Here is a 15545-nt window from a genome sequence, read left to right as displayed (position 1 = left end):
AAAATTAAACTATATATTTGCACCCGCTTAACAGAATCACGGCGAGGTAGCTCAGGTGGTTAGAGCGCAGGATTCATAACCCTGAGGTCGGGAGTTCAAGTCTCCCTCTCGCTACAAAAAAGACCATCAATTTGATGGTCTTTTTTCTTTTCCTCCCATTCACTTTCATGGTTTTAGACATACATTTGTGACATGAAGAATACCATTTCCGAACGTGTCGCGGATTTCCTAAAAAACTATCCTCCGTTCAGTGCATTGGAAAGCGGTCAGCTTGAAACCCTTTCCTATGAGGTAACCATTGTGCACAAGGAAAACAATAGCATCATTTTTTCGGAAAAAGAAGCTCCCCACGATTGCTTTTATGTGGTCCACAAAGGCGCTGTGGCACTTACCAAAAAAGGTTCAACCCAGATTTTGGACATCTGTGACGAGGGCGATATTTTTGGCCTTCGACCTTTATTGGCCCACGAAAACTATAAACTGGAGGCCAAGGCGCATGAGGAGACCATCCTCTATGCCATTCCCATCAAGGAATTTAAACCGCTTGCTTTGCAAAACCATCGGGTCGGAGACTTTTTGATAGAGAGTTTTGCTTCCAACACCCGCAATCCCTACTCGCAAAAGCATCGGGGGAAACTGTACGGAATCACCACTGCCTCGGGGGATGGAGGTGGAACGGAAACCAAATTGTTGGACCTGCAGCCCGTGCGATATTCCTCGGACTTGGTCACCTGTACCGAGGGCACCCAGATCAAGACCATTGCCAACACCATGGGCAAGCACAATGTAAGTTGTATCCTCGTGGTAAAGGAAGGATTGCCCGTGGGCATCATAACCGATAAAGATCTACGGGAAAAAGTGGCGACCGGGCTGTTTCCCATCACCGGAAATGCAAAATCCATCATGACGACTCCTGCCATCACTTATCCGAAGGAGTTAACGGTGACGCAGGCACAAATGGCCATGATGAAGAGCAATATCAGCCACTTGGTGCTCACCGAGGATGGAACCACTGATACACCCGCAGTCGGGATACTTTCAAAACACGACGTCATGGTAGCCATGGGGAACAACCCCGCCGTACTGCTACGGGCCATCAAAAGGGCCAAGGATTCCAAGCGATTGCGAGGTATCCGACAAAACATCGTGAGCTTGTTGCAAGGATATTTGGACGAGAACATCCCCATTGGGCTGGTGTCCAAGATCATCTCTGAACTCAATGATGCCACCATCAAGCAGGTCATCGACATCTCCATCAAAAAAATGGAAACGGAACCGCCTGTCAAGTTTACGTGGCTCACCATGGGCAGTCAAGGCAGGGGCGAACAATTGCTGAACACCGACCAAGACAATGCCATTCTCTATGAAAATGTGCCTGATGAAGAGTCTGAGGCCACTCGCGACTATTTTCTAAAGCTCGGTAGTATCATCTCCACGGAACTGAACACGATAGGGTTTGAATATTGCCCAGCGGAAATGATGGCCTCCAATCCGTTGTGGTGCCACAGTCTGGATGAATGGAAGGAAGTGACCACCCATTGGATGGGTAACCCAGGACCGGATGAAGTGCTGCTGTCCTCCATCTTTTTTGATTTTAATGTCACCTATGGTGAAAAGGCATTGGCCGATCAGCTTTCGTTGCACATTTTTGACAATGTGAAGAAATTCCCCCAGTTCCTTACCCATTTGGCCAGCGGTGCCTTGCAAAATCCCTCCCCATCAGGCTTTTTTAGGGATTTTTTGGTTGAACAGGATGGTGCCCACAAGGATTTCTTCGACCTAAAACTGCGTGCACTCATGCCTTTGGTGGATGCTGCCCGGGTACTGATCCTTTCGCATTCCGTGAAATCCATCAACAACACCGCCGAGCGTTATGAGAAACTGGCAGAACTGGAACCGCAGAACAAGGAAGTTTATCTCGCCTGCTCCTATGCCAGCAAGGCACTTTTGAAGTTTAGGACCAAACATGGTTTGCTTCACAACGATTCGGGCAGGTTCATTGCATTGGACAAACTGAACAAAGAGGAAAAGATCAAACTGAAAAGGACCTTCAAGACCATCAAAGAAATCCAATCGTTGATCGAAATACGGTTCCAAGTCAAAACCCTATTAAGGTGATGTGGCCGTTCTCCTCAAAAAAACAACTGGAACTTCCTCCATTTTGGTGGGAATATGAGGATGGTTTCCATCAAAAACTTCCAGATAAGGTACAGGAGAATACCTTTGTCGTCTGGGACACCGAGACCACGGGGTTCCGTTTGGACAGGGACCGAATGTTGTGTATCGGTGCAGTGAAATTGATGAACGGCAGCATAGCTGTGAAGGACAGTTTTGAAGTCTATATCCATCAAGAACACTACGATGCCGAAAGTGCGGAAATCCATGGTATACTCAGGAAGGGCAAACGAGAGCGCATTTCCGAGTTGGAAGCCCTAAAACTGTTTCTCGGCTACATAAAAAACCATGTGTTGGTCGGCCACCATGTGATGTTTGACGTAAACATGGTGAATGCGGCACTCAGAAGAAACGGGCTTCCCAAACTAAAAAACAAAACCTTGGACACAGGACTGCTCTACAAAAGGACCCTCCTCATTTCCAATGTGCTCCAGAAAAAAGAAAAATATGCCTTGGACGAGCTGGCCGAAAAGTTCAGCATTTCAAAAAAGGACAGACACACGGCTCTCGGTGATGCACTCATCACCGCAATCGCGTTTCTACGGATTGTGGAAAAATTGACCCCAAGAAATTTAAAGGATCTCATTAAAAAACAAGACCCTCCAAAATTCGGTCTTTAGATCATTTGCTTTCCTTTATAATGCCCTCAACTACTTCTGGGTTCAACAAAGTTGAAGTGTCCCCTAAATTATCGGTGTCCTTGGATGCTATTTTACGAAGGATACGCCTCATGATCTTACCACTACGGGTCTTGGGCAGGCCTTCCACAAATTGGATCTTGTCCAATTTGGCGATAGGACCAATATGCTCCGTAATGAGTTGATTGATCTCCTTTTCAAGGTTTTCCCGATTCCGTCCTTCCCCAGTCTCCTTCAAGATGACAAAGCCGTATAACGCATTCCCTTTGATATCGTGTGGGAAACCAACAATGGCCGATTCGGCGACCGCTGGGTGCTCATTGATGGCATCCTCGATCGGTGCGGTACCCAAATTATGCCCGGAAACAATGATCACATCATCGACCCTTCCGGTGATACGGTAATAGCCCACTTCATCCCTCAAAGCCCCATCACCTGTAAAATACATGCCCTCGAAAGCAGCAAAGTACGTGTCCCTATATCTTTTATGGTCTCCCCAAATAGTACGCGCAATGGAAGGCCACGGGAATTTGATGCACAGTCGGCCATCAACCTGGTTGCCTTTGATTTCCTTGCCATTTTCGTCCATCAATGCCGGCTGTATACCTGGCATGGGCAAGGTGGCATAGGTAGGTTTTGTGGGGGTCGAAAATGGGATGGGAGAAATCAGGATACCTCCTGTCTCCGTTTGCCACCAGGTGTCCACAATGGGGCACTTTTTGTTCCCTACGTGGTCATTGTACCAGTGCCATGCTTCCTCATTGATGGGTTCTCCCACAGTTCCCAACACTTTAAGGCTGGAAAGGTCATATTTGGTAACGAAGTCCAAGTCCTTTTTGGCCAAGGCCCTTATTGCCGTTGGGGCGGTATAAAATTGGGTCACCTTATGCTTCTCCACGACCTCCCAGAACCTTCCATGGTCTGGATAGGAAGGAACACCTTCAAACATGACCGTGGTGGCTCCATTGGCCAATGGGCCATACACAATATAGGAGTGGCCGGTTATCCAACCAATATCGGCCGTACACCAATAGACATCCTCTTCCCTATACTGGAACACATTTTTGAAGGTATAGGCTGTGTACACCATATATCCACCAGTAGTATGGACCATCCCTTTGGGGCGACCCGTTGAACCAGAGGTGTATAATATGAACAAAGGATGTTCGGCATCCACAATTTCAGGAACACAGTCGGAATAGGCCTTGTCCAACAAGGGCTCTATCCATTGGTCACGTCCCGCTTTCATTTCCACTTTTTCCCCGGTTCGCTTTTTCACCAAAACGGTGTCCACGCCAGGACATTGTTCCAAGGCATCGTCCACAATACCTTTGAGGTCGATGGTCTTGTTCCCCCTGTAGGAACCATCAGAGGTCAAAACAATCTTGGCCCCACAATCATTGATCCTAGTGGCCAAAGCGGTGGATGAAAATCCGGCAAAAACCACGGAATGGACCGCTCCGATACGCGCACAGGCCAATATGGATATGGCCAGTTCCGGGATCATGGGCAAATAGACCACGACCCTATCCCCTTTTTTGACACCTTGGTCCTTCAGCACGTTCGCAAACTTGCACACACGCTCGTGCAACTGGGTATAGGTGATATGTTCGGCAGCCTCTTTGGGGTCATTGGGTTCAAAAATGATGGCCGTCTTGTCCCCACGAATGCGTAAATGGCGATCGATGCAATTTTCGGTAATATTGAGCTCGGCCCCATCAAACCATTTGATTTCCGGCGTTGTAAAATCCCACTCCAAAACAGAGTTCCACCGCTTTCTCCAATGAAAATGTTCCTCGGCTACTTCTTCCCAAAAACTTTCAGGGTTTCTGACAGATTTACGATAGACCTGAAAATATTCCTCCAAATGTTTGATGTGGTAATTACTCATGCTGCTTATTAAATTTTATGTGCTTAAAAATACGAAAAAAGAGGGCAATCCTAGTACAGTCCTAATGTCCGATTGCCTCTCCAGCACCACTGGGAATGCGGATGTTCTCCACAATTTCCTGAACGTCTTCAGGAGGGGCCGGGGTAAATCGGGATACCAGTATGGCTATCAGGAAATTGACCAACATGCCCACCGTGCCAAAGCCTTCGGGGGAAATGCCCCACCACCAATTGGCTTCTGTGGCCGTTTCTGGATTTCCTATCCAACCCAGCTTGAAACGGGCAATGTAGTAACAGGTGATGGCGAGGCCTGCCACCATTCCTGAAATGGCTCCTTCCCGGTTCATCCGTTTGCTGAAAATACCCATCACGATGGCCGGGAAAAAGGAAGAAGCTGCCAGCCCAAAAGCAAGGGCCACTACGGAGGCCACAAATCCGGGAGGATGGATGCCAAAATATCCAGCCACGATCACAGCCAACATGGCCGAAAAACGGGCTATCCATAATTCTTTCTTGTCGGAAATATCGGGAGCTATCTGCTTTTTGATCAAATCGTGGGAAATTGAAGTGGAAATCACCAACAAAAGACCTGCTGCGGTGGACAATGCTGCTGCCAGACCGCCTGCCGCCACGAGGGCAATGACCCAATTGGGCAAATTCGCAATTTCTGGATTGGCCAGAACAGTGATGTCCCTGTCCACATAAAGTTCATTGGGCGATGTGCTCGCATTGGAGATCATGCGTTGGCCCGAACTGCCTCTACTTTCCACAAATTGGGGCTGACCCCCATCGATGGCCGAACCGGGTAGGTACTGAATCTTTCCATCCCCGTTTTTGTCGGTCCATGCAATAAGCCCTGTACTCTCCCATTTGGTGAACCAGGGCGGGATTTCCTCATAAGGCGTATCCTGAACGGTCTCCATCAAATTGGTGCGGGCGAAGACGGCTATGGCAGGGGCCGTGGTGTATAAAATGGCTATGAACAACAGGGCGTAACCTGCCGATTTTCGGGCATCTCGAACTTTGGGCACCGTAAAGAAGCGGATGATCACATGGGGCAAACCTGCGGTACCCATCATCAGGGCGGCAGTGATAAAGAAGACATCCATGGTGGATTTGGTCCCATCGGTGTATGCCGTGAAGCCCAAATCGGTCATCAATCCATCCAATTTATCCAAAAGATAGACCCCATCTTCTCCTGCGGAACCAAAACCGATCTGCGGGATCGGGTTTCCTGTTGCCATGAGCGAAATAAAGATCGCCGGGACCATAAAGGCGAAGATGAGGACACAATATTGTGCCACTTGGGTATAGGTGATTCCTTTCATACCACCTAAAAAGGCATAGAAAAGCACCACGGCCATCCCAATATAGACCCCGGTGTTCACTTCAACATCCAGAAAACGGGAAAAAACCACCCCAACGCCCCGCATCTGTCCGGCAACATAAGTGAAGGAAACAAAAAGCGCAGCGATCACGGCCACCGTTCGGGCCACATTGCTGTAGTAACGGTCCCCAATGAAATCGGGAACGGTGAACTTACCGAACTTGCGGAGATAAGGAGCCAATAAGAGGGCGAGCAATACGTATCCACCCGTCCAGCCCATCAGGTACACCGAACCATCATAGCCCGAAAAGGCAATGATGCCGGCCATGCCCAAAAAGGAGGCTGCGGACATCCAATCGGCACCTGTGGCCAATCCGTTGGCCAATGGGGAAACTCCGCCCCCGGCCACGTAAAAATCCTTGGTGGATTTGGCCCGGGTCCAAATGGCGATACCTATATATAATGCGAAAGTGAGGCCGACGATGAGAAACGTCCAAGTTTGTATGTCCATTATTCGTCGAGCTTATATTTTTTGTCCAATTTGTTCATCAAGCGGACATAGACAAAGATGAGAAGGACGAAAACGTAGATGGAACCCTGCTGGGCAAACCAAAAACCAAGTTTGAAACCTCCCATGCGGATGGTATTGAGTTCATCCACAAAAAGGATTCCGAAGCCGTAGGAGACCACGAACCATATGAAAATTAGGATGGTAAGGTATTTCAGGTTTTCTTTCCAATATTTTTTTCGATGCTGGCTATCCATTTGTCAAGGTTGATGTGGGAAATATATAATATCAACACAAAAAACATCAAAAAAATAGAAGAATACAAAGTATTTACTGAAAATTGTTCAAATAATTGAAAATGTTCTGTCCAATGCGTTCATGGATATTGGAGACATCCGCTTTTACAAAGGTATCGCCTGTGATGCTCTCATACAGTTCAATATACCTTTCGGAAACAGAGTCGATATAAGCGTCATCCATTTCGGGTACGGTCTGTCCCTCCAATCCCTGAAAATTATTGGCGATGAGCCATTGCCTCACAAATTCCTTGGAAAGTTGTTTTTGGGGTTCGCCCTTGGCCTGCCGCTGCTCATATCCTTCCGTGTAGAAATACCTTGAGGAATCCGGGGTGTGGATCTCATCAATGAGCACGATCTTCCCTTCCTTGGTCTTTCCGAATTCATATTTGGTGTCCACAAGGATCAACCCCCGCTTTGCGGCAATTTCGGTTCCGCGTTGGAAGAGGGCGCGGGTATATTTTTCCAATACCTCGTAATCGGCTTGGGAAACAATACCACGTTTTAGAATGTCTTCCCGGGAAATATCTTCGTCGTGATCGCCCTTTTCAGCCTTTGTGGCCGGGGTGATGATGGGTTCCGGGAACTTGTCGTTTTCCTTCATACCTTCGGGCATGGGAACGCCGCAGAGCATTCTTTTCCCTGCTTTGTATTCCCTGGCGGCATGACCGGAAAGATATCCTCGGATTACCATTTCCACCTTGAAAGGTTCGCAAGCCTTGCCCACAGCCACATTGGGGTCTGGGGTGGCCAACAACCAATTGGGCACGATATCTTCCGTGTCCTTCATCATCTTGGTGGCAATCTGGTTCAAGATCTGTCCTTTGTACGGGATGCCCTTGGGCATGACCACGTCAAATGCCGATAGACGATCGGTGGCCACCATGACCAATAGGTCGTTTTGTAGTGTATAGACTTCCCTTACCTTCCCTTTATAAACGGATTTTTGTCCCGGAAAATGAAAATCCGTGGACATCAATGTGTTCTGCCCCATGTCAAAATTGATTTTGGTGCTCTATGTTTTTGTAGGCATCTATGACCTTTTTGACCAATTTATGCCGGATAACGTCTTTTTCGTCCAAATAGATGATGCTGATGCCATCGATGTTTTTCAGGATCAAAAGGGCCTCTTTCAGTCCAGAGATCACCCTTCTGGGCAGGTCGATCTGTCCTGGGTCACCTGTCAGCAGGAACTTGGCATTCTTGCCCATACGGGTCAGGAACATCTTCATTTGGGCATGGGTGGTGTTCTGTGCCTCGTCCAAGATCACGAAGGCATTGTCCAGGGTACGCCCTCGCATGAAGGCCATGGGTGCGATCTGGATGGTACCGTCCTCTATGTACTTGGCCAGTTTTTCGGTTGGGATCATGTCCCTGAGCGCATCGTACAATGGTTGCATGTAGGGATCTAGCTTTTCCTTGAGGTCACCGGGCAAAAAACCAAGGTTCTCCCCGGCTTCCACGGCCGGACGAGTCAAAATGATACGTCGGACCTGTTTTTCCTTCAAGGCTTTCACCGCCAAGGCAACACCGGTATAGGTTTTTCCTGTACCCGCGGGACCGATGGCAAAGACCATGTCATCCTTTTTGCAGGCATCCACCAATCTTCTTTGGTTGGCGGTCTGTGCCTTGATCAATCTGCCGCTGACACCATGTACCAAAACATCGCCGCTGCTGCTGGATGATGTATACTCTTCCTGCCCATTGCTGGTGAGTACGCGTTCGATCATGTTCTCGTCCAACTTGTTGTACTTGGCAAACTGGCTGGTGAGCATATCAAATCGCTTGTCAAACTCCTCCAAGAGTTCCTCATCGCCATACACTTTGATCTTGTTGCCCCTGGCAACGATCTTGAGTTTGGGGAAATATTTCTTAAGGAGCTCTATGTTCTCGTTCTGTTGCCCAAAAAAATCCTGTGGGCTGATGTCGGTAAGTTCTATTATAAGTTCGTTCAAAAAAAGTGAGGTGTTATGGTTGTTTTTGAAGAATCGTATTCGTTCTTTTTTAATTAATTTTACACACAAACTTAACCAAAAATCAATTTGAGGACGGAAAAACATATCAACAGTATTGCATGGCAATCATAACCTTAACTACAGATTTCGGCCATAAGGATCACTTTGTTGGTGCTGTAAAAGGGACCATACTGACCAATCTTCCCGATGCCCATATTGTTGATATTTCCCACTCGATAAGCCCTTTCAACATCCAGGAATGTGCCTATATCCTCAAGAACGCCTATACAGCCTTCCCAAAGGGAACCGTGCACATTGTTGGGGTGGATTCTGAACTTTCACCTGAAAACCAGCATCTTGTGGTGCAGGTGGACGGACATTATTTTGTAAGTTCCAACAATGGGGTCATGTCGTTGATCACTTCGGAAATACCCCCTGAAAAAATAGTGGAGATACGCCTTCCCAATGCCAATCCCGGTTCATTTCCCGTGCTGAACGTCTTTGTCCAAGTGGCCTGCCATATTGCCCGTGGGGGAAAACTGGAAGTTGTTGGTAAACCGTTCGATGAGCTTCGGGAACTGCGCGAATTTGAGCCAAGGATTCTCAATGAAGGAAGGACCATTTCCGGAAATGTCATCTATATCGACAATTATGGGAATGTGGTCACCAACATCCAAAAGAGCCTTTTTGAAGCCTATCGTAATGGGCGGAGCTTTGAGATCAATGCACGCACCACCAAAATAAAGGAGGTACACCATAGCTACAACGGCATCATCAACTACGACCTGGACAGAAGCCAGCGCAAGGGTCCGGGCGATGCCCTCGCACTTTTCAATTCGGCGGGATATATGGAACTGGCCATTTTTAAAAGCGACCTGAACTCGGTGGGTGGGGCCTCTTCCCTACTTGGGTTGAATTACAGGGACACCGTAACCGTAAATTTCCTTTAAATGTTGATACGCATCGTCAAACTCACCTTTAAACCCGAAAATATTCCTAGTTTTGAGCAAATCTTTGATGAATCCAAAAACAGGATCTTGGCATTTGAGGGCTGCAACAGCGTCGATTTGTACCGGGACATCGATGATCCCAACATTTTTTTCACTTATAGCCTGTGGGAAAAGGAGGGTGATCTGGAAAACTATCGAAATTCCGATTTTTTCAAGGAAGTCTGGTCGCATACCAAAAAACTGTTCTCGGAAAAGGCCGAGGCCTGGAGTGTCAACAAAGTCCAACCAACAAACCCATCTTGATGTTCGCAATTTTTAAGAGAGAGGTCAGGTCCTTTTTTACATCGCCCATCGGTTATTTGATCGTGGGTGCGTTCCTTTTGCTCAATGGGCTATTCCTATGGGTGTTCAAGGGCGATTACAATATTTTTGATTACGGCTTTGCCGATCTGGGCAATTTTTTCCTTTTGGCCCCATGGATCTTTATATTTCTGGTACCCGCCATCACCATGAAAAGCTTTTCCGAAGAACGCAAGATGGGCACTTTGGAACTCTTGCTCATCAAACCCATATCTATCGGAAAATTGGTGTCGGGCAAGTTCTTGGGAGCCTTCCTCCTCTGTATCATCGCCATCGTTCCTACGGTGGTTTACGTTTTTGCCATTTCCAGCCTTGGGGTGATCGAGGGAAATTATGATCTGGGTGTGGTGTTGGGGTCCTATTTTGGCTTGCTTTTTTTGATTGCGGCCTATACCGCTATCGGCGTTTTTGCCTCTACCCTGTCCGACAACCAGATCATTGCGTTCATTGTGGGCATCCTGCTCTGCTTTTTGATCTTTAATGGATTTGATGCCGTTTCCTCCTTGTTCGCCAATGGAGAGACCCAACAAATGGTTCAGGGATTTGGTGCCAGGTCCCATTTTGACAGTATCGCCCGGGGCGTGATGGATACCCGTGACCTGGTTTATTTTATATCATTGACCGCTTTGTTCCTGTACCTCACCTTTCAACGTTTAAAACAATTGCCCCGATGAAAAAATTACTCCTTTCAGCGCTTGTGGCCATTGTTGCAGTGGTCGTCCTGAACATTTTGGCCCGTTATGCCTACGCCCGTTTCGATCTTACGGAGGACAAACGTTATACGCTTTCGCAACCAGCAGTGGATGTGGCCCAAAAATTCGATTCCCCAGTGATAATTGATATTCTTTTGGATGGAAATATTCCGCCGGAATTTTCCCGACTCAAAACTGAGACCGTCCAATTGCTGGAATCCTTCGCTTCAAAGAATGCGAACATCAAATACAACTTGGTGGACCCTCTGGAAGATGAGGAGCGGGTACAACAGACCATTGCGGAGCTCCAAGGTCTTGGTTTGCAACCTGCCAATGTGAACATAGTGGAAAGTGGAAAGGTCTCCAACGAACTGGTCTTTCCTTGGGCCATGGTCAATTATAAAGATCAGACCGTGAAAGTGCCATTGTTGAAGAACAAATTGGGCTCAACACCGGAAGACCTTATCAACAATTCGGTACAGCAGTTGGAATATGCCTTCGCCGATGCGTTCACCAAATTGAGCATCACCGAGAAGAAAAGTATTGCTGTCATCAAGGGCAACGGGGAACTCCGGGACGTGGAAATGGCCGATTATCTGACCACGATTCGGGATTATTACAACATTGGGGCCATCACTTTGGATTCCGTGGCCAACAATCCGCAGAAGGTGCTGGACCAACTTAAAGGTTTTGATTTGGTGGTGATTGCCAAGCCGACCCAAGCATTTACGGATGAGGAAAAATTTGTGATGGACCAATTTATGGTGCAGGGCGGTAAATCCATTTGGTTGATGGATCAGGTGGCCATGGAAATGGACAGCATCTATGCCGGAGGTGGCAGTGCCTTCGCCCTTCCCCGCGAGTTGAACCTGAAGGATCTTTTCTTTTCCTATGGCATTAGGATAGATCCTGTTCTGGTCAATGATTTATATTTCACCCAGATTGTTCTGGCAACAGGCGAAGGCAATGATTCCCAGTACAACCCATTGCCCTGGTATTATTATCCCATGGTCTTTTCCAGGAACGATCATCCCATCAACACCAATATCGAGGCCGTTCGCTTCCAGTTTGCCAGCACCATTGAGCTACTGGAAAATGATTACAGCAAAACGGTCTTGTTGCAAAGTTCTCCCCTTTCAAAAACAGACGGTGTGCCCAGACAGGTCAGTTTGGACATTCTCAACACTCCGCCCAACAAAGAGCTGTACAACAATGGCAATCTTCCCTTGGCCGTTTTGGTCGAAGGTAATTTTTCTTCCATGTACAAGAACAGGGTGAAGCCTTTGGATCTCCGGAACTCTTTGGATGATGGCCCAGCCAACCAAATGCTGGTGATTTCCGACGGTGATCTTATCAAAAACCAATTGCGGAACGGCAGACCCTTGGAACTGGGTTATGACAAATGGACCAATAGCTTTTATGGCAACAAGGAATTCCTGGTGAACAGCACCAACTACCTCTTGGACGATACCGGACTTATAAACATTAGGAACCGAAAAGTGTCCATTCCCCTGCTTGATGTTGAAAAAATTGCGGCCCAAAAAACAAAATGGCAGTTGATAAACATTGGATTTCCAGTGGTTTTGACCTTGATTTTTGGCGTGTTCTTCAGCTTTTACCGAAAGCGGAAATTCAGCGCTTAATGTTAATAATTTTGTTTCTTTACTAATCCCTTTTGGGATATATTTGCTTTTATCTATTTTATAAGGCCTGTTCAGGGAAATATCGACCGGATGGCCAACAATACTAAAGAATTTCTTTGATGAAGTTTATCGTATCCAGTACATATTTATTGAAACAATTGCAGGTTTTGGGAGGAGTTATCAACAATAGCAATACCCTGCCCATCCTCGACAATTTTTTGTTCGACCTGAAAAAGAACCAATTGACCGTTTCCGCATCGGACCTTGAAACCACCATAAGCTCTGTGCTGGAAGTGGATTCCGATGCCGAAGGTGCCATTGCCGTGCCCGCACGCTTGTTGCTGGATACCTTGAAAACGTTTCCCGAGCAGCCCCTCACCTTTGTGGTGGAGGACAACAATACAGTGGAAATCAGCTCCAACCACGGTAAATATGCCTTGGCCTATGCCGATGGTGCCGAGTTCCCCAAAGCAGTGGAAGTAGGCAATCCAAGCTCCACTACCCTTTTGGGTGATATTTTGGCGACGGCCATCAACAAAACGATTTTTGCCGCTGGAAACGATGACCTTCGTCCCGTGATGAGCGGTGTGTTTTTCCAGTTTTCTCCCGAGAACCTTACGTTTGTGGCTACAGATGCACACAAATTGGTAAAATACCAACGTCAGGATGTGAGTGCTTCCCAGGTCGCCGAGTTCATCATGCCCAAAAAGCCTTTGAACCTTTTGAAGGGAATTTTGGCCGGTTCGGAGTCCGAAGTGACCATAGAGTACAACGACAGCAATGCCAAATTCATTTTTGACAACACGGTACTCATCTGTAGGTTGATCGATGGAAAATACCCCAATTACGAAGCAGTAATTCCAAAGGAAAACCCAAACAAGCTCACCATTTCCAGGAACCAGTTCTTGAGCTCGGTGCGTAGGGTTTCCATTTTCTCCAATAAGACCACGCACCAAATCCGTTTAAAGATTGCCGGAGCAGAGCTCAATATTTCTGCGGAGGATGTGGATTACAGCAACAAGGCCGAGGAAAGACTCTCCTGTTCCTACCAAGGGGACGATATGCAGATAGGCTTCAACTCCAGGTTCTTGTTGGAAATGCTCAACAACCTCTCCTCGGATGATGTTTCTTTGGAGATGAGTCTGCCCAACCGAGCCGGGATCCTTACCCCGATCGATGGATTGGATGAAGGAGAGCATGTGACCATGTTGGTAATGCCCGTGATGCTAAATAGTTGATAAAAAACTATACTATATAAAGACAAAAGCTGGAAAACAATTTCCAGCTTTTTCTTTTAGAGAAATTTTATGGTCATAAAATACGAAGGTGATTCCCCATTGGCCGCTTTCACCGCATTGACAATGGGAAGTACAAATCCCATAATACCTACGGCAATCAGGCCCAATATGCCCAACCCCAGCAATAATATGGCCGGAATGCTCAATATGATGTAAAGCAATAAGCTCAATTGTAGGTTAATGATGGCCCTACCATGTTCGTCCATGCCCTCGACACTTTTTCTGGATGCCAGCCAAATGATGAGCGGAACAATGAATCCCCCAAAGCCTGTCACGTAGTGCAAAAGCTGGGTAAGATGTGCAACGGACAACAAAGTGGTGTCCTTTCTAACGGTGGTGTGATTGATGACTTCCATTTTTTGATTGTTTTGATGATTCAACTTATCAGTATGTAAATTTCCAAAAATGTTACAGCATTCCACTTATTCGTACTTTTGTGCCCATGTCGTACGCAGATAACATAGTGGCCTTGGCAACTCCTTCGGGAACGGGAGCCATTGCGATAATTAGGGTCTCGGGACCCGATGCCATCGCTTTGGTGGACATTATCTTCCAGTCCATCAAAGGAAAAAAACTGAAAGACCAGAAAACCCATACCATCCATTTGGGACACATCGTGGATGGAAAAAAGGTGTTGGATGAAGCCTTGGTGTCCATTTTCAAGGGACCCCATTCCTACACGGGCGAAAACGTAGTGGAAATTTCCTGCCACGGTTCTCCCTTCATCCAACAACAGATCATCCAACTCTTGCTGCGAAATGGTTGCCGCACCGCTTCCGCTGGGGAGTTTACCCTGCGTGCCTTTCTGAATGGCAAGATGGATTTGAGCCAGGCCGAAGCTGTTGCCGACCTTATTGCCAGTGACAGTGAAGCGGCCCATGACATCGCCATGCAGCAAATGAGGGGAGGTTTCAGCAATGAGATACATCAGTTGCGACAAGAACTTTTGAACTTTGCTTCATTGATCGAACTGGAACTCGATTTTTCCCAAGAGGATGTGGAGTTTGCCGATAGAACACAGTTCAATGAATTGTTGACCAAAATCAGCGAAGTCCTTAAAAAACTGATTGATTCCTTTGCACTGGGCAATGTGATCAAAAATGGCATCCCCGTGGCCATCGTCGGGCAGCCAAACGTGGGGAAATCCACGCTGCTCAATGTGCTGCTGAATGAAGAACGGGCCATCGTCAGTGAAATCGCCGGGACAACCAGGGATACCGTGGAAGACCATATCAGCATCAAGGGCATCAATTTTAGGTTCATCGATACCGCAGGAATCAGGGAAACCCAGGATGTGGTCGAAAAAATTGGGATCGAACGGACTTTTGACAAAATTGAAAAGGCCCGACTGATCATCTATCTTTTTGACCGACTCGATTTTGATAGGAAAGAATTGGAACAGATCCAGAACAGGTATCCCAACAAACAGTTATTACCCATTTGCAATAAGGTGGACCTCTTGGACGAGGAACAGATCCAGTTATTGAAAACGCAGATTCCCAATGTGCTCTTCCTTTCCGCTAAACATAAAATCGGAATCGAGGAGCTCGAAAAGAAGCTGCTTGACCTTGTGGATTCCGGAGCATTGAGTGGCGATAGCACCATCATTACCAATAGCAGGCACTATGATGCACTGCTGAAGGCATTGGAAGAAATCCAAAAAGTAAAAGAAGGTATGGACATGGATGTTTCCAGCGATCTTTTGTCCATCGACATCCGCCAAGCGCTCTTTCACCTAGGTGAGATTACAGGAAGTGTGACGACCGATGATCTATTGGGAAATATATTTTCCAATTTCTGTATCGGCAAATAA

14 protein-coding genes and 1 tRNA gene are annotated in these 15545 nt (G+C 47.1%); 9 read left to right on the top strand and 6 right to left on the bottom strand.

What is annotated here, in order from left to right; translation table 11 throughout:
* Positions 1-40 precede the first annotated feature (40 nt).
* From FOT42_RS00980 to FOT42_RS00970, 3 genes are all read left to right on the top strand, one after another.
* Positions 41-114: transfer RNA gene (locus FOT42_RS00980), tRNA-Met, on the top strand.
* 78 nt (positions 115-192) lie between these two features.
* Complete coding sequence (locus FOT42_RS00975) at positions 193-2118, top strand: DUF294 nucleotidyltransferase-like domain-containing protein (protein ID WP_151888706.1); 1926 nt, start codon at positions 193-195, stop codon at positions 2116-2118.
* Complete coding sequence (locus FOT42_RS00970; protein WP_151888705.1) at positions 2118-2795, top strand: 3'-5' exonuclease; 678 nt, start codon at positions 2118-2120, stop codon at positions 2793-2795. The genes FOT42_RS00975 and FOT42_RS00970 overlap by 1 nt, the downstream gene beginning before the upstream one ends.
* A gap of 1 nt (position 2796) precedes the next feature.
* Here the strand turns inward: FOT42_RS00970 and acs are convergent, their stop codons facing one another.
* The 5 genes from acs to FOT42_RS00945 all read right to left on the bottom strand — a co-directional run bounded on the left by acs (position 2797) and on the right by FOT42_RS00945 (position 8789).
* Complete coding sequence (acs, locus tag FOT42_RS00965; protein WP_151888704.1) at positions 2797-4704, bottom strand: acetate--CoA ligase; 1908 nt, start codon at positions 4702-4704, stop codon at positions 2797-2799.
* 61 nt (positions 4705-4765) lie between these two features.
* Positions 4766-6541, bottom strand: a complete 1776-nt coding sequence (locus tag FOT42_RS00960; protein ID WP_151888703.1) for a sodium:solute symporter family protein — start codon at positions 6539-6541, stop codon at positions 4766-4768.
* Entirely contained in the window at positions 6541-6795 is a 255-nt protein-coding gene (locus tag FOT42_RS00955; protein ID WP_151888702.1) for a DUF4212 domain-containing protein, read from the bottom strand. The genes FOT42_RS00960 and FOT42_RS00955 overlap by 1 nt, the downstream gene beginning before the upstream one ends.
* A gap of 73 nt (positions 6796-6868) precedes the next feature.
* Entirely contained in the window at positions 6869-7828 is a 960-nt protein-coding gene (locus FOT42_RS00950) for a phosphoribosylaminoimidazolesuccinocarboxamide synthase (protein ID WP_151888701.1), read from the bottom strand.
* 1 nt (position 7829) lies between these two features.
* Positions 7830-8789 carry a PhoH family protein gene (locus tag FOT42_RS00945; RefSeq protein ID WP_072879408.1) on the bottom strand — a complete coding sequence of 320 codons (960 nt, stop codon included), beginning with the start codon at positions 8787-8789 and terminating at the stop codon, positions 7830-7832.
* Between the two features lie 119 nt (positions 8790-8908).
* On the opposite strand from FOT42_RS00945, the gene FOT42_RS00940 reads away from it, so the two are divergent.
* From FOT42_RS00940 to dnaN, 5 genes are all read left to right on the top strand, one after another.
* Positions 8909-9739, top strand: a complete 831-nt coding sequence (locus FOT42_RS00940) for an SAM hydrolase/SAM-dependent halogenase family protein (protein WP_151888700.1) — start codon at positions 8909-8911, stop codon at positions 9737-9739.
* Complete coding sequence (locus tag FOT42_RS00935) at positions 9740-10042, top strand: putative quinol monooxygenase (protein WP_151888699.1); 303 nt, start codon at positions 9740-9742, stop codon at positions 10040-10042.
* Positions 10042-10773, top strand: coding sequence for a gliding motility-associated ABC transporter permease subunit GldF (gene gldF / locus FOT42_RS00930; RefSeq protein WP_151888698.1), 732 nt, complete (start codon positions 10042-10044; stop codon positions 10771-10773). The genes FOT42_RS00935 and gldF overlap by 1 nt, the downstream gene beginning before the upstream one ends.
* Entirely contained in the window at positions 10770-12434 is a 1665-nt protein-coding gene (gene gldG, locus FOT42_RS00925) for a gliding motility-associated ABC transporter substrate-binding protein GldG (protein WP_151888697.1), read from the top strand. The genes gldF and gldG overlap by 4 nt, the downstream gene beginning before the upstream one ends.
* A 119-nt stretch (positions 12435-12553) precedes the next feature.
* Entirely contained in the window at positions 12554-13672 is a 1119-nt protein-coding gene (gene dnaN / locus FOT42_RS00920; RefSeq protein WP_072879164.1) for a DNA polymerase III subunit beta, read from the top strand.
* Positions 13673-13728: 56 nt separating this feature from the next.
* Here the strand turns inward: dnaN and FOT42_RS00915 are convergent, their stop codons facing one another.
* The gene (locus tag FOT42_RS00915; RefSeq protein WP_151888696.1) at positions 13729-14088 is read right to left on the bottom strand and encodes a DUF4870 domain-containing protein; all 360 of its coding nucleotides are present in this window, start codon (positions 14086-14088) and stop codon (positions 13729-13731) included.
* A gap of 86 nt (positions 14089-14174) precedes the next feature.
* On the opposite strand from FOT42_RS00915, the gene mnmE reads away from it, so the two are divergent.
* Positions 14175-15545 (top strand): tRNA uridine-5-carboxymethylaminomethyl(34) synthesis GTPase MnmE, encoded by a 1371-nt coding sequence (gene mnmE / locus FOT42_RS00910; protein ID WP_151888695.1) that lies wholly within the window; start codon positions 14175-14177, stop codon positions 15543-15545.

The sequence above is a fragment of the Flagellimonas hadalis genome (assembly GCF_007785775.2).
Taxonomy (GTDB): domain Bacteria; phylum Bacteroidota; class Bacteroidia; order Flavobacteriales; family Flavobacteriaceae; genus Flagellimonas; species Flagellimonas hadalis.
Note: the sequence above shows the minus strand (reverse complement) of the source record. Positions and strands in the feature narration are given on the sequence as shown.

Excerpts from the sequence above, each read along its gene's own strand:
- FOT42_RS00975 (WP_151888706.1), top strand. The coding sequence starts at position 193 with ATGAAGAATACCATTTCCGAACGTGTCGCGGATTTCCTAAAAAACTAT.
- FOT42_RS00970 (WP_151888705.1), top strand. The coding sequence starts at position 2,118 with ATGTGGCCGTTCTCCTCAAAAAAACAACTGGAACTTCCTCCATTTTGG.
- acs (WP_151888704.1), bottom strand. The coding sequence starts at position 4,704 with ATGAGTAATTACCACATCAAACATTTGGAGGAATATTTTCAGGTCTAT.
- FOT42_RS00960 (WP_151888703.1), bottom strand. The coding sequence starts at position 6,541 with ATGGACATACAAACTTGGACGTTTCTCATCGTCGGCCTCACTTTCGCA.
- FOT42_RS00955 (WP_151888702.1), bottom strand. The coding sequence starts at position 6,795 with ATGGATAGCCAGCATCGAAAAAAATATTGGAAAGAAAACCTGAAATAC.
- FOT42_RS00950 (WP_151888701.1), bottom strand. The coding sequence starts at position 7,828 with ATGGGGCAGAACACATTGATGTCCACGGATTTTCATTTTCCGGGACAA.
- FOT42_RS00940 (WP_151888700.1), top strand. The coding sequence starts at position 8,909 with ATGGCAATCATAACCTTAACTACAGATTTCGGCCATAAGGATCACTTT.
- FOT42_RS00935 (WP_151888699.1), top strand. The coding sequence starts at position 9,740 with ATGTTGATACGCATCGTCAAACTCACCTTTAAACCCGAAAATATTCCT.
- gldF (WP_151888698.1), top strand. The coding sequence starts at position 10,042 with ATGTTCGCAATTTTTAAGAGAGAGGTCAGGTCCTTTTTTACATCGCCC.
- gldG (WP_151888697.1), top strand. The coding sequence starts at position 10,770 with ATGAAAAAATTACTCCTTTCAGCGCTTGTGGCCATTGTTGCAGTGGTC.
- dnaN (WP_072879164.1), top strand. The coding sequence starts at position 12,554 with ATGAAGTTTATCGTATCCAGTACATATTTATTGAAACAATTGCAGGTT.
- FOT42_RS00915 (WP_151888696.1), bottom strand. The coding sequence starts at position 14,088 with ATGGAAGTCATCAATCACACCACCGTTAGAAAGGACACCACTTTGTTG.
- mnmE (WP_151888695.1), top strand. The coding sequence starts at position 14,175 with ATGTCGTACGCAGATAACATAGTGGCCTTGGCAACTCCTTCGGGAACG.